Source organism: Nocardia sp. A7 (assembly GCF_046549215.1).
Taxonomy (GTDB): domain Bacteria; phylum Actinomycetota; class Actinomycetes; order Mycobacteriales; family Mycobacteriaceae; genus Nocardia.
In genome coordinates, this window is record NZ_JAJPWE010000001.1 from 2,081,163 (window position 1) to 2,098,401 (window position 17,239).

The window sequence follows — 17,239 nt, forward strand, 5'->3', positions numbered from 1 at the left end:
CACCAGCCGCCAATATCTCAGAACTCGTTGGCTACGCCTATGACGGTGCGGCCGGAGTGGGTGCCGTCCTTGATCGACTGGAGGACGGTGCCGACTTCGGTGATCGAGGTGAAGGACTCGATCGACGAGAGGTGTTGGGGGCGTAGCTGTTTGCCCAGGGCGGTCCACAGGGCGCGGCGCTTCTCGATCGGGAGTTGGACCGAGTCGATGCCGAGCAGGCTGACGCCGCGCAGGATGAACGGGAGCACGGTGGTGGGGAGTTCGGCGCCGCCGGTGAGGCCGCTGGCCGCTACCGCGCCACCGTAGCCGATCGCGCTCAGGACATGGGCGAGCGAGGCGCCACCGACACTGTCGACCGCGGCGGCCCAGTTGGCCTTGTTGAGCGGGCGCGGCTTGGCATCGGGGTCGAGGGGGAGGCGGCCGATGACCTCGTTGGCGCCGAGTTCGGCGAGGAGGTCGTTCGCGTCGGTCTTGCCGGTGGAGGCGATGACCTCGAAGCCGAGGCCGGAGAGGATATCGATGGCGACGGTGCCGACACCACCGGTCGCGCCGGTGACCAGGACCGCGCCGTCGTCGGGGGTCAGGCCGTGGTCGAGCAGGGCCTGCACGCTCATGGCGGCGGTGAAGCCCGCGGTGCCGATGGTGGCGGCGTCACGGGTGTCGAGGCCGTCGAGCTTCACCACCCACTCAGCGGGCACCTTGGTGTATTCGGCGAAGCCACCGTTGCGGGAAACGCCGAGGTCGTAGCCATGGGCGATGACCTGATCGCCGGGGGAGAAGTCGTCGCTCGCCGAGGCGATCACCTCGCCGGTGAGGTCGATGCCGGGCACGATCGGGTAGTTGCGCACCACCCCGCCGCGCGGCGTGATCGCCAGCAGGTCTTTGTAATTCGCACTCGAGTAATGGACCTTGATCGTCACCTCGCCGGTACCGAGGAAGTCATCTCCCACCGTTTCGCGAGCAAGCACAATCTGACCGTCGGATTCACGGGCAACCATCGCTGAGAACTCCATGGGCCGAGCATACGAGTTCACCGGCCCGGGGTGGAGGCCTCGCTCTCGGACAGTTGATCACCAGGCCACCACGGAGGCATCGGCCGAGAAGGAAAATCCACCAGCGCCTGGTGATCAACCGTCCAGCAGGTGTGACTATCCGGTCAGGGTGGGAGGAGTTCCAGGCGGACGCCGAGGAGGCGGACCGGGCGGTCGAGGTCGAAGCGGGCGATGATCGCGAGGGCGGTGTCGACGATGGCGGGGATGTCGTCGGTGGGGGAGGGGAGTTTTTGTTGTTTGCTGCGGGTGTAGAAGGTTTTGGTGCGGACGGTGACCGAGACGCGGGTGCTGATTCGGTGGTGTTCGCGCATTTCCTCGGCGACTTCCGTGGCGATGCGGGCGAGTTCGCGGCGGATCTCGTCGGGGTCGGTCAGGTCGTGGGGGAAGGTTTCGGATTTGCTGCGGCCCAACGGGATTCGCGGGGTGGTCGAGAGCTCGGTGTCGCCTTTGCCGTGGCCGAGAACCCACAGGTAGGGGCCGGTGCTGGGGCCGAATTCGGCGGCCAGGCGGTCGCGGTCGGCGGACATGAGGTCGGCCACCGTGGCGATGTCGAGGTCGGCCATGCGTTGGGCGATGCGGGCGCCGACGCCCCAGAGCGCGTCGGTGGGGCGGTGGCCCATCAATTCGGTCCAGTTGGCGGCGGTGAGCTCGAAGATGCCGGTGGCGGCGCCGGGGTCGTGTTCGGGTTCGGCGGAGGTCTTGCCGGTGGACTTGGCGAAACCGGTGGCCAGTTTCGCGGTGAGTTTGTTGTCGCCGATGCCGACCGCGCAGGTGAGACCGAGTTCGATGATGGCGGTGCGGATTTCGGCGGCGAGCCGCCACGGATCGCCGTCGGTGGCGACGAAGGCTTCGTCCATCCCCCACACCTCGACCGCACCGGCCACCCGACCGAGCGTCGCCATGATCTCCTCGGAGGCCACCTCGTAGGCGGCCATGTCGACCGGCAGGAAAACGCCCTCCGGGCACTTGCGCTGCGCCATCCTCAACGCCATCCCCGCTCGCACGCCGTACGCCCTGGCGGGATAGGAAGCGCAGGTCACGACCTTGCGTGGCTGCGCGGGATCGCCTTCGCCGCCGACGATGACCGGCTGCCCACGCAGCTCAGGGCGACGTCGGAATTCCACCGCCGCCTGGAACTGGTCGAGATCCACATGCAGGAGCCACCGGGGCACTGTTCCGTCATACCGCATGGCACCGACAATCCGGCGTAACCGGGCGTGGCAATATCCGTACCGCGCCAACCGATCACGACTGAGCTCGAAGAACGGAACACCCGATGCCGACCGAAGCCACCACCCTCGACCTCGACCTGGCGCGGCAGGTGCTCGCCGCGCAGCCGTTCGCCCGTCTGGTCGGCACCGAGCTCACCGAATTCGGCGATGGGGCAGCCACTCTCGTCATCGATATCCAGCCCGAACACGGCCAGCAATTCGGCTTCGTGCACGGCGGGGTACTCGCCTACGCCGCCGACAACGCCCTCACCTTCGCCGCGGGCACCGTCCTGGGCCCCAACGTCCTCACCGGCGGCTTCACCATCACCTACCTGCGCCCGGCCCAGGGCGAACGCCTGCGCGTGCACGCCACCGTCCTCGGCGCCACCCGCCGCCAGGCTGTCACCCACTGCGACGTCTACGCCGAGACCGAGGGCGAGGAACCCATTCTCTGCGCGGTCGCCCAGGGCACCACCCGCCGCGTCGAGAAGGACCTCGCCCCCTCCACCGAGGAGGACGCGGACGAATTCGACGATGCCGATCTCGACGACGACCTCGACGACCTCGACGACGACCAGGACGACTACGACACCGACCAACTGGCAGTGGTCACCATCGAGGGCCCGGTTCTGCCGCCGGCCGTCAGCCGCTAGCGAGGCGCCGAGGGACCTCGAAAGGGCGACTCGGACTGCTCCGGCTACGGCGAACGGGCCGTGCGCAGTGCACGGCCCGTCGACGGTTCGGATCAGGCGCTGACGGCGAAGGTCTTGCCGTCTGCGGCGGGTTCGGCGATGGGTTCGATGGCGTAGGCCAGGATGTCTGCCACGTCGGCGACGGGGCGAACATCCAGTGCGGCCAAGACCTCTGCCGGGACCTCGTCGAGGTCCGGTTCGTTGCGGGCGGGAATGAAGACGGTCTTCAGGCCGGCGCGCTGGGCGGCGAGGAGCTTCTGTTTCACGCCACCGATCGGCAGGACACTGCCGTTGAGGGTGACCTCGCCGGTCATGCCGACATCACCGCGGACCGGGCGGCCGAGGGCGAGCGAGACCAGGGCGGTGACCATGGTGACGCCCGCGGAGGGGCCGTCCTTGGGGACTGCGCCCGCGGGGAAGTGGATGTGGATGTTGCGGTCGAGGATCTTGGGTTCGATGCCGATTTCCTCCAGATGCGAGCGCACGTAGGTGAGGGCGATCTGGGCGGATTCCTTCATGACGTCACCGAGTTGGCCGGTGAGTGTGAGGGAACGTTCGCCCTCGGCGCCGTTGGCCTCGATGTAGAGGACGTCGCCGCCCGCACCGGTGACCGCAAGTCCCGTCGCCACGCCGGGGACAGAGGTGCGTTCCATCGAGTCCGGGGTGAAGCGGGGGCGGCCGAGGTAGTCGGTGAGGTTGTCGATGTCGACGGTCAAGCTCGTCACCTCGGCGGTCGGCTGCGGACCGGATTCAATGTCGATGACATTGCCGTACCCGAGTTCCGGGTCGTAACCGAGCTCGGCGGCGCTGCCCGACCCGGCGCCGTTGCCGGGCGCGACGTCACCGGTGACCAGACGAGTTGCCGCTTTGCGCAAGGCTTTGGCGACGAGACGCTCCATCTGGCGCACCCCGGCCTCGCGGGTGTAGTTCGCCGCGATCTCGCGCAACGCCGCGTCGGTGATCGACACTTCTTCGGTGGTCAGGGCATTGCGTTCCAGCTGGCGGGGGACCAGGAAGTCACGGGCGATGGCGACCTTGTCGGCCTCGGTGTAGCCGTCGACGGTGATGAGCTCCATGCGGTCGAGCAGGGGACCGGGGATGGTGTCCATGACGTTGGCGGTGGCGATGAACAGGACGTTCGACAGGTCGAGATCCAGGTCGAGGTAGTGGTCGCGGAAGGTGTGGTTCTGCGCGGGGTCGAGGACCTCGAGCAGGGCCGCCGCCGGATCACCACGGAAGTCGGAGCCCACCTTGTCGATCTCGTCCAGCAGGACAACGGGATTCATCGAACCCGCCTCCTTCACCGCACGCACGATCCGGCCGGGCAGCGCGCCCACGTAGGTGCGGCGGTGGCCACGGATCTCGGCCTCGTCGCGCACACCACCCAGGGCGACACGAACGAACTTGCGGCCCAATGCCTTTGCGACCGACTCACCCAGCGAGGTCTTACCGACACCGGGCGGACCCACCAGCACGAGCACCGCACCGGAGCCACGCCCACCGACGACCTCGAGGCCACGCGCGGCCCGCCGCGAACGCACCGCCAGGTACTCGACCATCCGGTCCTTGACCTCTTCCAGGCCATGGTGGTCGGCGTCGAGTACCGCGCGGGCGGCCGAAACATCGGTGCTGTCTTCGGTTTTCACCGACCACGGCAGCTCGAGCACGGTGTCGAGCCAGGTGCGGATCCAGCCGGACTCCGGGCTCTGATCACTGGCGCGCTCCAACCGGCCGACCTCGCGCAGTGCCTCCGCGCGCACGTTCTCGGGCAGGTCCGCGTTCTCCACGCGGGTGCGGTAGTCGTCGGCGCCGTCGGGTTCGTCCTCGCCGAGCTCCTTGCGAATGGCGTTGAGCTGCTGACGCAGCAGGAATTCGCGCTGGCTCTTCTCCATGCCGTCGCGGACGTCCTCGGAGATCTTGTCGGTGACCTCGACCTCGGCGATGTGGTCTTTGATCCAGTCGATCTGCTTGGTGAGCCGCACCGTGACATCGGGGGTCTCGAGCAGCTCGCGCTTCTGGTCATCGGACAGGTACGGCGCGTAGCCCGCGGTGTCGGCGATGGCTTCCACGTCGTCGAGCTGGTTGACGACGTCGATGATCTGCCAGGCCTCCCGCCGCTGCAGCACGGCGACGACCAGCTTCTTGTACTCGGCGGCCAGTTCGGTGGTCCGCTCGTCGGGCTCGACCGCCTCGACCAGTTCGGCCTCCACCCACAGCGCGGCACCGGGGCCGGTGACACCGTGCCCGATCCGAGCGCGGCGCTCGGCCTTCAACACGGCCGCGGGCGCGCCACCGCGCATCCGGCCGACCTGTTCGATGGTGGCGACGACGCCGTAGGAGGCGTACCCCTCGTCGAGGCGCGGCGCGACCAGCACCGACCCGGTTTTGGCGGCCTGAGCGGCGTCGATGGCGGCCTGCGCGGATTCGTCCAATTCGATGGGCACGACCATGCCCGGCAGCACGATCGGATCGGTCAGGAACAGCACCGGCAGGTTCTGAGCTGAAGTCATGTCGACCCTTCCAGAGTTGAGCTTTGTTGACTCAACATGACCCCCCGGGTGTTTGTTCCTGCAGGTGGCGTCGTTCACTCACGGCGAAAAAGATTCGCCGAAATTCTTTCGCCGAGGATGTCGAGAACGCCCGGGTGGTTCCGTCCCTGGGGTACGAACAACCGAACGTCAGAACGCCTGAAAACGATCGATCCCGGCCAGAATGGCCGCAACGAACCGAGGAGAACATCATGGCCAAGTACCTGCTGCTCAAGCACTACCGTGGCGCGCCCGCGTCCGTCAACGACGTACCGATGGATCGGTGGACGCCCGAAGAGGTGACCGCGCATGTCGGATACATGGAGGACTTCGCCGCGCGACTCCGGACGACCGGCGAGTATGTCGACAGTCAGGCGCTGTCCGCGCAGGGCACGTTCGTCCGCTCGGACGGCGAGGGGCGACCGCCGATCACCGACGGGCCGTTCGCGGAGACCAAGGACCTGATCGCCGGGTGGATGGTGATCGACGTCGAGACCTACGAGCGCGCGCTCGAGCTGGCGGGGGAGCTGTCCGCGGCGCCGGGCGCGGGTGGGAAGCCGGTTCAGGAATGGCTCGAGCTGCGCCCGTTCTACACAGAATTGCCCACGGTGACCGAATGAACGAAGCGCTGTTGCGCGAACTCGTCCCCGCGGTGATCGGCGTCCTCGTCCGCCGCGGGGCCGAGTTCACCGCGGCCGAGGACGCCGTGCAGGACGCGCTGATCCGAGCGCTGGAGTCGTGGCCCGACGATCCACCCCGCGATGCGAAGGGCTGGCTCGTCGCTGTCGCTTGGCGAAAGTTCCTCGACGCGGCGCGGTCCGAAACATCGCGGCGGGGCAGGGAATTCGCGGTGGATCGCGAACCAGCGGCTGGGCCCGCGCCCGCCGCCGACGACTCACTGTGGCTGTACTTCCTGTGCGCGCACCCGTCCCTATCCCCGGGGTCAGCTGTCGCGTTGACCTTGCGCGCGGTCGGCGGCCTGACGACGCGGCAGATCGCGACCGCCTACCTGGTGCCGGAATCGACTATGGCGCAACGGATCAGCCGCGCCAAGAAGAGCATCGCGGGCTTGCCGCTCGATCGCCCCAGCCACCCGACCACCGTGCTGCGCGTGCTCTATCTCGTCTTCAACGAGGGCTACAGCGGCGACATCGACCTGGCCGCCGAAGCCATCCGCCTCACCCGCCAGCTCGCCGCCTCGACCGACGAACCCGAGGCCTCGGGACTGCTGGCCCTGATGCTGCTGCACCACGCCCGCCGAGCCTCGCGCACCGAGGGTGGCCGCCTGGTGCCGCTCGCCGAACAGGACCGATCCCGCTGGGACACAAGTCTTATCGCCGAGGGCGTGACAATCTTGCAGGCCGCGTTGGCACGCGACCGGCTGGGCGAATACCAAGCCCAAGCCGCGATCGCCGCCCTGCACGCGGACGCACCGAGCACCGCCGAAACGGACTGGGTTCAGATCGTGGAATGGTACGACGAACTCTTACACCTCACCGACAGTCCGGTGGTGCGCCTCAACCGCGCGGTCGCGGTCGGCGAGGCCGACGGAGCACGAGCCGGACTGGCGGCGCTGGCAGCGCTCGACCCGAACCTGCCCCGCCACAACGCCTCTCGCGCCTACCTGCTGGAACGAGCAGGCGACCTCGAACAAGCCGCGACGCTGTACGCCGAGGCAGCACACACCGCCACCACCGTGCCCGAGCGCGATCACCTCACCCGGGAAGCCGCGCGGGTTCGCCAGTTGCTGTCCTGAATCCGAAACGACCTCGGCCTCCCCGGGTTGAGGGCCGGGGAGGCCGAGGCGGTGGAAGGGCGTCCCGGGTTGAGGACCGGGAGGCCGAGGTGGTGGCCTTACAGGTTCGAGGAACGAATCCGCTCGGTCGGGGGATCGAACGGGCGGCCCGCGGTGGAGCCGGAGCTCAGGAACCCGAGGACAGCGCCGCCGATGAGGAACAGGGCCGCGAGGATGCCAAGGATGATCGGCAGGGTCTTGCCGAACAGGTCGAGCTTGTCCAGGCTCTCCTGGGTGACGGCCATCTGGGCGTCGATGGTCGGCTCGTCGAAGACGAGGTGCGACTTCAGCGCGGTGACGTCGACCTGCTCGGCGCTGCGGCCGTAGTACAGGTGGATCTTCTCGCCGCCCTTGAGGACCGCGCCGGTCCTCGGCTCGACCCACACGTCGCGGGTGTTGGTGTAGAAGCGGGTCATGGTGACCGGCTCTTCGCCCGGCAGGCCCCACTTGGCGGCGGGCAGGGTGAGCTTGTTGGTGGCGGCGGGGACGACGTCCCACATGTTCGTCACCGGGATGGTCTGCTGGAAGTGCAGAACCGGCACGCCGTTGATCTCCGACTCGTCGATGAAGTCGATGTCGTAGGTGGCGCGGGCGTTGAGGTCGAAGTACGGGTAGGACTTCTTCTCGGTGCCGATCGGGAAGCGGTACTGCAGACCACGGCGCTGCGACTCGTCGGCCACCGAGGCGCCCGACTTGTCGACGTTGACGGCAATGGAACCGTTGGGCGAGGCGTCGATCGGCTCGCCGGTGACACGGTCGATGGTGACGCGGTCGACCGAGGCGGTGAGCAGACCCACGCTGGCATCGCGGTCGTCACGACGCAACGTCTGACCGGCCTGAACCGTCATCTCGTCGGCGTCGGAGGGCTCCTCGACGGTCAGGAAGCGCTGCGAGACGATCGGCACGTTGGTGTCGATCTTGGCCGCTCCCTCGGGCGAGGTGAGCGACTTCGAGTCGAGCACAAGGCTTTCCTCGCCGGGCACGCTCTTGGCGATCGTGGTGATGCGCAGATCGAGCGGGGTCTTGGCGACCTTGCCGACCGTGTAGGTGGGGATCATGACGGCGGCCGCGAGCAGCAGCGCGCCGAGACCGACGAGGATGCAGGCGATGAGCCTGCGTACGTTGCTCATCGCGAGCCGTACTGCACGTTGCCGAGCAGCGACGAGCCCGGGTCACCGGACTCTTCGGGCGCCGGGATCGAATTCTGTTGCGCGCCCGCGGTGATGCCGAGTACGGCAATCACCCCGATGACCGCGCCGGCCAGGCCGCTGACCAGGCCGGGGACGACAAACTTCATAGATCGAACTCCAATTGCGTGGTGGCAGACTCAGCCGACGGAGAAGAACCCGAGGGTGGGGGCGAACGAGCAGGTGCGGTCACCATCGGCGGTGGCCGTGGTGAGCGAACCGGTGATCACGGCAGCGACCCGGCCGGGGCCGGTGTCGGCGATGGCGGACAGGGTGGCCGGGCCATCAGGGTTGATGCCGGCCGCGGTGGTGAGCGGCTGGGTGCCGGTGCGACGGTTGTCGAGGTTGACCCACTGCACCGTCATCGGCGGATTCTGCACGACCGTCGCGGTTTTCGTGCCGAGCGCGGTGAAGACGAAGCCGGTCTGGCCCGCGGCCGGTCCGGGCGGGGGCAGCTCGGCCGGGCCGGGAACGGCCAGCGCGGTGCCGATGGAATCCGACGTCGGGCCGATGCAGCCCTTGCCGATGGTCGGGTAGAGGAACTGCGCGATGCGCGGACCGTCCGAGGGCGGCAGTTCGGGACCGCCGCCGCCGCTGCCGTCGAGGAACGTGATCACTCGTTCGAGGGTGGCCTTGACCTGCGCCGGGATGCCGGGCGTTGCCAGCAGCACGCGGGCCTGGGCCAGGATCGCGGCCTGTCCGCCGTCGGCGATGGGGGCGGGGGCGGAAATGGCGCCTACGATCGTCGGTGCCAGCGCTGCGAGCGTGTCCGAGGGGACGTTCTCGGCGATGGCGGGGACGCTCGGCTGCGTCGCGGTGGACTGCGGGGCAGCCATCGTGGGCGTGGGTGCTACGAGTGCCGCACCCGCCGCTAGTACGAGGGCGGACAATGCGGTCCGCGATGCTCGGGTGCTCAGCACTGGTCGGCCGTCCTTTGTTCGGTGGATAGATGAAGCGACCCGGAAAGGTCAGTGTTATCCCGGGTGTCAGATACTTTGGAGAGGTGACTACAGCGGACAGACGGTATGGGGGTCGTACGGTCGTCGCGCGTAAAGCCGAACGGCGACTGCGATTCCTGGAAGCAGCGACGCGAATTTTCGCCGAACGCGGGTACGCCACGTGCTCGCTCGCCGAGGTGTGCGCGGCGGCCGGACTGTCCAAGCGGCAGTTCTACGAGGAGTTCGAGACCCGCGAAGACGTGCTGCTCGCGGCCTACGACCGGATCCAGGACGACGCGGCGGCCGCGGTGGGTACCGCGCTGGTCGCGCTCGGCTCGACCGATCCGCAGCTCGCGCTGCGGGCCGGTTTCGGCGCGTACCTGGAGTCGCTCGGCTCTGACCCCTATCGCGCGCAGGTGGCGCTGATCGAGGTGGTCGGGGTGAGCGATCGGATGGAGACCCATCGCCGGACCCGACGGCACTCCTGGTCGGCGCTGATCGAGGGGGCGCTGGCCGATGTGGGCGTGCGGTTGCGCGGCGATGCCGAGCTGACCACCGCGCTGATCACGGGCGCGGTCACCGGCGTGGCGCACGAGTGGTTGCTGCGCGAGTCGCGCCCGCCCGTCGACGAGCTGGTCGACCTGCTCACCGGCGCGGCGCTGGCACTGGTCTCTTTCGACTGACATGAGGGCAGCCGTCGGGACGGTGGCAACTTCGCGCACCTGTCGCCTGCTCAATCGACTCCCTTTCCAGACATTGTGAGACCGACTGGCTTCACAGTGTGGGCGAGAGTTTGGCATATTAGTGACCCAGATCGCAATGTGAGAATTTCTGAGACCGGTGTCACCTGGGGCGATGCGGTGACAGCCCGTACCAGCCAGTAGGTCATTCGCGGATCGATGTCGAGGTTCGCTCCTGGACAAATGACCGGCAGAGCACTCGCGAGCGCACAGGCTGGCTATCGGGTAGCAATCTTTTCCGGTCTCGACGGGCATCGTTCAGCCTTTGCGCAGGGTGCCGGCGATGGTGCCACCGAACAGGCTCGGAGTTTCGTAGGCGAGCGTGCCGTCGGGTCGCAGGGTGGCCGTCGATGGCTTGCCCTGGTCGACGCAGCTGGGGCCGCTGGTGAGTCTGGCGCGGAAGGTCAGTCGGTCGGCGGTAGCGGCGGTGAGGGTCTCCGCGCGCTCGCACCGTTCGCGGGCGAGGGTGCCGGTGTTGGCGGACACGGCGAGTTCCTGGCCTACCGAACCTTCCGAGATGGTGAGTTCGATGTCGAACTGGACGAGGCCGTCGGCGGCCCGGCCCGTCCAGCTGCCGACGAACGCGGCCGGAACGGTGGTCGAGCCCGTGGCGGTGGCGGTCGACGTCGGCGCGGAGGAGGCGGGTTCAGTGGTGGCTGGGTCGACGGTGTCGGTGGTCGGGCCGACGGTGATGCTCGTTGCGCCGGTGGACTCGGCGTTCAGCTGGGTGCCGATCAGGTAGGCACCGCCCGCGACGGCCAGCGCCACGATGACCGATGTCGCGATCAGGAGTGTGCGAGTGCGGCGAGATGCGGCTGATGGGCGGCCGGTGACTTCGCCGGTGTGGTTGTGCGCGGTCACAAATGGCGGCGGGGTGAACTCGCCGCTCGAAGAACGTGATTCGGGCCCGGCTCGAGTTGCACGGTGGTACGGCGAGCTCGCGGTGGGCAGGTTCGGCGTCGAGATCGCTGGTGACCAGCCCGGCGCGCGCGTGACGGTGGTCTCGGGACGTGGTTCGACGGGGCCGGAGTCCAGATCGAGTAGGCGGACCGCGCTGGTGCTGATGTGCTCTATTACTTGTGGTGGAAGCCAACCCGCGCGTTCGGGGGCACCGATACGGGCCAGCTCCGAAAGAACCTGATGCGGCGTGGGTCTGGCGGCGGGGTCCTTCGTCAGGCAAGACGCGACCAGCGGTCGCAAGCGCTGCGGGACCGCCTCGAGGCGAGGTTGTTCATAGACGATGCGCCAGAGCATCTGCATGACCTCGGCGGTACCGAAGGGGCCGTGCCCCGCGGCCGCGAAGGTGAGGACGCCACCGAGGGCGAAGACATCGCCTGCGGGACCGAGGGTTTCGCCGCTCACCTGCTCGGGGCACATGAAACCCGGTGAGCCGAGGAACTTTCCGGTGGTGGTGAGTGCGGAATCCGCGATCACCCTGGCGATACCGAAATCGATCACCTTGGGGCCGTCGATCGCGAGCATCACGTTCGACGGCTTCAGATCTCGGTGCACGATGCCCGCGGCGTGCACCGCGACGAGCGCCTCGGCGAGGCCGTGTGCCAGGGCGAGGAGCGCGGGCTCGGCGAACGGACCGAACTGGCTCACCGCGTCCGTCAACGAGATTCCGGCGACATAACCGGTGGCCAGCCACGGCGCCTCGGCATCGACATCGGCGTCGAGAACCGGTGCGGTGTACGCACCGCCGACGCTTTGCGCGGCCGCGACCTCGCGACGAAACCTCGCCCGGAACTCACGATCGATCAGATCAGGGCGGATCACCTTCACCGCGACCGTGCGGCCACCCGAAGTGCGACCCAGATACACCTTGCCCATGCCCCCGGCACCGAGCACACCCAGCAGTCGGTAGTCACCGATCCGCCGTGGATCGTTCGGGCCTAACGGTTGCATAGCGGGCTGGTTCCTCCGAACACGATCACGTCTGCCGGGTCACTGTAGCTCTGTTCATCGCGATTGGGGCCGCCGTTCTCGGCGCGATCCGGGTCAGCGGGGGCGCGCGATCACATTGCGATTGGGGAGGGCGAGTTTGGCGAGGATGTTGCGGACGTGGGTTTCGACCGTGCGTTCGGACAGGACCAGGCGGGTGGCTATTTCGCGGTTCGTCATACCGGTGGCGACGAGGGCGTGGACTTCGCGTTCGCGCGGGGTGAGGGGGTCTGCGGAGCGGGTGGCGGCGGCGATGTCGGCCAGGAGTTTGTCGGCCGCTTTCAGGCGGTGCGGCATCTCGATGCGGCGGAAGGCGGCGGCGGCCTGCTCGGCGGCGGTGCGGGCAGCGGGGAGGTCGCCGCGGGCGATGAGGGTGCGGGCCAGGCCCAGGTGGCCGAGGGCGATGAAGGGGCGGGCGCCGATCTCGGTGTCCATCACCAGGCCTCGGTGATAGAGGTCGACGGCGGCGTCGAGGTGGCCTGCGACGCGGGCGTTGTCGGCGCGGATGCGGGCGATCGAGCCGACGCAGATCAGGGCGCCGGTGCCGTCGGCGGCGTAGTGGTGTTCGCGGCCGTCGAAGGCACGGTAGACGCGGTCGGCCGATTCGGCGTCGTCGAGGAGTTCGGCGACGATGCCCACCGAATACACGGTGCCCGACCAGCGCGGGCCGATCTCGAGGGTGTCGGGCAGCAGGCGGAACGGCTCGAACAGGGCCCTCGCCTCGTCGAGATCACCGGCCAAGGCGTGCATCATCGGGGCGAACAGCTGGGCGATCGTGATCTTCGGGGCGAAGGCGAGCGAAGCCAGCGCCGCGGTGAGCTCGTCGCGGTCGATGTGACCGACGATCACCGCGTACATGCCGCGGAAGGCGTGGTGCAGGCCGGCGAGGGAGTAGTCGCCGATGCCGACGGCCAGTTCGAAGGCGGCGGTGTCGCAGGCGAGGGCGGCGGGGAAGTCGCCGACCAGGGCGGCGCGGGTGGCGCTCAGGCGGAGCAGGTGCCAGCGGGCGATCGGGAGACGACGGCGGTCGGCGAGGAGTTCGATGTGATCGAGGGCATTGTCGAAACCGACCAGGTCGCCGCGTTGCAGGGCCGCGTCAGCTGTCCACAGGTATCCCCAGAGTTGGGCCAGCGGCTGTTCGGCGTCGACCGCGATCTCGATTGCCCTGTCCGCGAGCAGCATTCGTTCATCGAGGAAGTCGAGGGCGGCGAGGGAGAGGTGGCGGGCGTGGATCGCGTCGAGGATGACGTCGGGGTCGGTGGACCGCCGCGCGGCGCGCATGGCCTGCTCGGAGAGTTCTCTGGCCGCCGCACCCGCGCCGCGGTCGGCGGCGGAGAGAGCGCGGTGGGCGAGGATCCGGGCGATGAGGTCGGGGTGCCTGTCGGGTTCGAGCAGGCGTAATGCCCTGCCGCAGAGCAGGTCGAGCTGCGTCATCACGGTCGGTGTGGTGACGCCCTGGACGACAAGGCCCGCTTCGGCCAGCAGATCGGGGCGGTCGGCCGTTTCGGCGAGCCCGCCCGCTTCGACACAGTGGTCGAGACTGGTGGCCACCCAGCCTGCGGCGAACTCGTCACGAGCCAGTTCGATCAGCAGCTCGGCGCGTTCGGCATCGGGGGCGGTGCCGCCCGCGGCGTCGACTGCCCACTGGCCGAAGCGAATCGCCTCGGCGTAGGCGGCGCTCGCGCGGGCCGAACGCGCGGCGCGACGCGACCAGTGCCGACCGCACGACGAGTCCGCACCGCCTGTCGCCTGTCGCCAGTGCGTGGCGATCGCGCCCGCGACAGCGGAATCCGGACCGCCCCGCGCGCTCAACTCCTCAGCGGCCGCACGGTGGCAGGCGGCTCGGCGCGACGGCACCAGATCGGCGTAGATCGCGTCGCGGATCAGCGCGTGGGTGAAACCTGTTGTGCTGTCGGCGAACCGGCGAACGATTCCGGCCTGCGTCGCCGCATCGAGCGCCGTCGACACCTGATCGCGCACCGTCGGATGAACCCCACCCGCCGCCACACACACCCGCTCCAGCAGATCGGCATCGATCCGTTCACCGAGACAGCTCGCGGCACCGAGGATATCGATCTGTTCCTTGGTCAAGCGGTCGAGCTGGGCGAGGATCAGACGGCGGATTCCGGGAACCGAGAGCAAGGGGTCGTCTCCGAGATCCGTGCCGGATTCGATGACGAGGCGAACCAGCAGGGGAGTGCCGTCGGTGCGCTCGTGCACGCGATGCGCGAGATCGGTTGTGCGGCCGCGCTGTTCGAGCCAGTAGCGGACCTCCTGTTCGGAAAGACGTGGCACGGGAAGGGATTGGAAATGCGGCAGGCGCAGCCAGTCGGGCTGGTTGGCGAGCAGGGTCTCGCCCATCGGCTCACGGGCGGTGGCCACGATGAGTACCTTGGTGCGCGGCGTTTCGTTGGCGACGTGGGTGAGCAGGGCGAGCGAGGTGGGGTCGGACCAGTGCAGATCCTCGAGGACCAGCAGCAGGCCCGACGGCGCGGCAGCGGCGGTGAGGACATCGGCGACCTCGGTGAACATGCGGAAACGCTGGGCGGCCGGTCCACCACCCGGTTCGGTGACGGTATCGAGGGCGGAGCCGAGTTCGGGTAGCTCGCGGGCGGCGCGACGCCACGGCCACAGCGGTGGCATCCCGGCGTCGTCGAGCGCATTACCGCGGGCCACCCGTAATCCCGCCTCAGCGGCCAGCGTGGTGACGCGCTCGGCCAGCCACGATTTGCCGATCCCCGCCGTGCCGCTGATCAGCACGAACCGGCCCGCACCCGAGGCCGCGGCCCCCACGGCGGCGCGCAAGCGGGCGATCTCCTCATGCCGTCCGACGGCCGGAGTCTGCACCGCACAAGTATCGCGCGTGCGGCGCGAGTTCAGTACTGCGAATACGTAGTGGCACTGATCCGCGCGCCACTGATCGAAGCGAGCATTGACCTATCACATTCCCCCAGGTCAGGAGCAGAAATCATGTACGCGAACATTCTCTGGTTCGATCAGCCACGCACCGCGACCGAACTCGCCGCCGTCGACTTCGCCCGCGCCAACCGCATCAACCCCGCCGTCGCGGAAGTGCCCGGCCTGCTCGACTACTACGAACTGCGCCGCGCCGACGGCTCCGGCATGGTGATCGGCATCGCCGAGACCGAGGAAGCACTGCACGCGGTGCGCGCGGCGGTGTTGGCCACCGAACTGCTGCCGGGGGAGGACCCGGCACTGCTGCCGGGGCCGGATCGGGTGGAGAACATCCCGGTGCTCACCCATCACGACCGGGACGGCATCTACGCGATGGGAACACCGTCATGAACCTGATCATGTTGGGGAGCCGACTACCGGTCGGGCGGTGCGTCGGTCTGGCCGTGCAAGCCGTACTACGGCCTGCGCCCACCGTGCGCGAGAACCGCGACGCTCAGGCGAATCCTGTTTGCCGTCGAGCGAAACAGCGTGTATCACACCGGCTTTGATATCCGGTGCCACTATTTCGGTCATGCGTCCTACTTCGGCTTCGGGTAGTCGTCGTAGAAGCTCGCGTCGACATATTTCTTCAGCAATTCGAGTTGAGCATTCTTCGGAACAATGCTCACGGCGACTCCCTTTGCACAGGCGGCGGGAAGAACTCGGTTGGTGGACACCCCGTCATGACCGGTGCGTCTGTGGTTGCCTTATCCTCACGTTCTGCACATTCTTCGCGCGTCAGCACTAGGGGGCTTCTCGATGACCACACTGGCCTCCGGACTGTTTATCGACTGGGAAGATCTGACGGGGCAGTCGAAGTTCGTGGTCGAGCTGGTCAGTTTTCCGATTTTCAGCGCGCTCGCCGGGTGGCTCACCAACTGGACCGGTGTCCTGATGTTGTTCTGGCCGCTGTATTTCAAGGGCTTCCGGGTGCCGATGCTGCATGTGCTGTACCCGTATCTGCCGCGGCGGGTGCAGGTGCTGCCCACGTTTTCCGGGGACGGGCGCAAGCTGGGCTTTCAGGGGTTCATCCCGGCGCGCTCGGAGAAGATGGCCAGCATCTGCGTGGACAAGGCGCTGATGCGGATCGGCAGTCCGCGCGACTTCATCCACGAACTCGACCTCGACGGGATCGGCGACTATCTCGCCGAGCGGGCGCGCGATCAGGTCCAGCCGATCGTCGACGAGATCATGAACCGGGAGAATCCCGACCTGTGGCGTTCGCTGCCGCGACCGATGAAACAGGCCGTCTACCAGCGGGTGGACCGGCAGCTGCCCGCGCTGTGCCGGCGCGCGTTCGAGAGCCTTGGCGACACCATCGACCAGCTGCTCGATGTGAAGAACTTCGTGATCAGGTACCTGGAGCAGAACCCTGCGATCCTCAAGGACCTGACAACGACCATCGCCGCTCCCGAGCTCAAGTTCATGGCGCGGATCGGTCTGCTCGGTGCGCCGTTCGGGCTCATTCTCGCGCTCTACCTGCATATTCATTCGAGCATTCCCTATTGGGGAGCGATTCCGGCCTGGGTGATCGTGCTGTTCGCCTCGGCGATGATCGGGGTGACGGTGAACGTCATCGCGATCAAGATGGTGTTCGAACCCGGCGACCCGCAGCCGCGCTACAAGTACCTGTGGCGCCAGGCGCTGCTGGCCAAGCGCCAGCCCCAGGCCGCGACCGACCTCGCGCACATCCTGGCCTACCAGGTGTTGACCGTGGAGAACCTGTCCAACGAGCTCCTGGAAGGGCCGAACGGGGACAAGACCCGTCAGCTGATCGAACGGGTGGTGTCGGAGGAGATCCACAAGCAGCTCGGCGCCACGGCGTTCATGGTGCGAGCCGCGATGGGCAGGAAGCAGTTCGACAATCTGGCGATCTCGGGCGCCGGCGCGGGGCTGCTGTCGGCGCGCACGATGATCGAGGACGAACAGTTCGTGCTGGAACAGGCGAAGAAGATCGACGACTTCGCCGCGCGCAAGCTGCGGACTCTGACGCCCGGCGAGTTCATGGAGATGTTCTACGCGTCGGTCGAACAGGACGCGTGGTTGCTGTACCTGCACGGTGGGGCCCTCGGCATCGGCGTCGGCGCGCTGCACCTGCTGACCTTCGGTTGGTAGGGACGGCCGAATAACAAGCACGCGTGCTTGCATTTTTTGACGACCGCTGCGACCCTTGTGACGACGGCGCACCGACACCGGG

13 protein-coding genes and 1 pseudogene are annotated in these 17,239 nt (G+C 68.0%); 6 read left to right on the top strand and 8 right to left on the bottom strand.

Going from position 1 to position 17,239, the window contains the following annotated elements:
* Positions 1-17 precede the first annotated feature (17 nt).
* Positions 18-1,013, bottom strand: coding sequence for an acryloyl-CoA reductase (locus ACLJPD_RS09455; RefSeq protein ID WP_410871491.1), 996 nt, complete (start codon positions 1,011-1,013; stop codon positions 18-20).
* Between the two features lie 143 nt (positions 1,014-1,156).
* Entirely contained in the window at positions 1,157-2,224 is a 1,068-nt protein-coding gene (locus tag ACLJPD_RS09460) for a DNA polymerase IV (protein ID WP_410871983.1), read from the bottom strand.
* A gap of 104 nt (positions 2,225-2,328) precedes the next feature.
* Between ACLJPD_RS09460 and ACLJPD_RS09465 the strand changes: the two are divergent.
* Positions 2,329-2,736, top strand: a pseudogene (locus ACLJPD_RS09465) (PaaI family thioesterase); the annotation flags it as partial.
* A 272-nt stretch (positions 2,737-3,008) separates the two neighbouring features.
* On the opposite strand, the gene lon reads toward ACLJPD_RS09465, so the two are convergent.
* Positions 3,009-5,465, bottom strand: a complete 2,457-nt coding sequence (lon, locus tag ACLJPD_RS09470) for an endopeptidase La (protein WP_410871492.1) — start codon at positions 5,463-5,465, stop codon at positions 3,009-3,011.
* A 230-nt stretch (positions 5,466-5,695) separates the two neighbouring features.
* On the opposite strand from lon, the gene ACLJPD_RS09475 reads away from it, so the two are divergent.
* On the top strand, positions 5,696-6,103 hold the full coding sequence (locus ACLJPD_RS09475) for a YciI family protein (protein WP_410871493.1): 408 nt from the start codon (positions 5,696-5,698) through the stop codon (positions 6,101-6,103).
* Positions 6,100-7,239 (top strand): RNA polymerase sigma factor, encoded by a 1,140-nt coding sequence (locus ACLJPD_RS09480; protein ID WP_410871494.1) that lies wholly within the window; start codon positions 6,100-6,102, stop codon positions 7,237-7,239. Before ACLJPD_RS09475 ends, ACLJPD_RS09480 begins: the two co-directional genes overlap by 4 nt.
* Before the next feature lie 98 nt (positions 7,240-7,337).
* On the opposite strand, the gene ACLJPD_RS09485 is transcribed toward ACLJPD_RS09480, so the two are convergent.
* The 3 genes from ACLJPD_RS09485 to ACLJPD_RS09495 are packed head-to-tail and all read right to left on the bottom strand — an operon-like array spanning position 7,338 to position 9,301.
* Positions 7,338-8,408 carry a DUF3068 domain-containing protein gene (locus tag ACLJPD_RS09485; RefSeq protein ID WP_410871495.1) on the bottom strand — a complete coding sequence of 357 codons (1,071 nt, stop codon included), beginning with the start codon at positions 8,406-8,408 and terminating at the stop codon, positions 7,338-7,340.
* The gene (locus ACLJPD_RS09490) at positions 8,405-8,575 is read right to left on the bottom strand and encodes a DUF2613 domain-containing protein (protein ID WP_082844323.1); all 171 of its coding nucleotides are present in this window, start codon (positions 8,573-8,575) and stop codon (positions 8,405-8,407) included. The genes ACLJPD_RS09485 and ACLJPD_RS09490 overlap by 4 nt, the downstream gene beginning before the upstream one ends.
* A 30-nt stretch (positions 8,576-8,605) precedes the next feature.
* Positions 8,606-9,301: a hypothetical protein gene (locus ACLJPD_RS09495; protein ID WP_410871496.1), complete on the bottom strand. Its 696-nt coding sequence runs from the start codon at positions 9,299-9,301 to the stop codon at positions 8,606-8,608.
* A gap of 167 nt (positions 9,302-9,468) precedes the next feature.
* Between ACLJPD_RS09495 and ACLJPD_RS09500 the strand changes: the two genes are divergently transcribed.
* Positions 9,469-10,086, top strand: a complete 618-nt coding sequence (locus tag ACLJPD_RS09500; RefSeq protein WP_410871497.1) for a TetR/AcrR family transcriptional regulator — start codon at positions 9,469-9,471, stop codon at positions 10,084-10,086.
* 315 nt (positions 10,087-10,401) lie between these two features.
* Here the strand turns inward: ACLJPD_RS09500 and ACLJPD_RS09505 are convergent, their stop codons facing one another.
* Positions 10,402-12,051 (bottom strand): protein kinase domain-containing protein, encoded by a 1,650-nt coding sequence (locus tag ACLJPD_RS09505; protein WP_410871498.1) that lies wholly within the window; start codon positions 12,049-12,051, stop codon positions 10,402-10,404.
* Positions 12,052-12,144: 93 nt separating this feature from the next.
* A complete protein-coding gene (locus ACLJPD_RS09510; RefSeq protein WP_410871499.1) occupies positions 12,145-14,934 on the bottom strand; it encodes an ATP-binding protein in 2,790 nt (929 codons plus the stop codon).
* A gap of 123 nt (positions 14,935-15,057) precedes the next feature.
* On the opposite strand from ACLJPD_RS09510, the gene ACLJPD_RS09515 reads away from it, so the two are divergent.
* Together ACLJPD_RS09515 and ACLJPD_RS09520 are read left to right on the top strand one after the other, a co-directional pair.
* Positions 15,058-15,393 carry a hypothetical protein gene (locus ACLJPD_RS09515; RefSeq protein WP_410871501.1) on the top strand — a complete coding sequence of 112 codons (336 nt, stop codon included), beginning with the start codon at positions 15,058-15,060 and terminating at the stop codon, positions 15,391-15,393.
* 408 nt (positions 15,394-15,801) lie between these two features.
* The gene (locus tag ACLJPD_RS09520) at positions 15,802-17,157 is read left to right on the top strand and encodes a hypothetical protein (RefSeq protein ID WP_410871502.1); all 1,356 of its coding nucleotides are present in this window, start codon (positions 15,802-15,804) and stop codon (positions 17,155-17,157) included.
* Positions 17,158-17,239 lie beyond the last annotated feature (82 nt).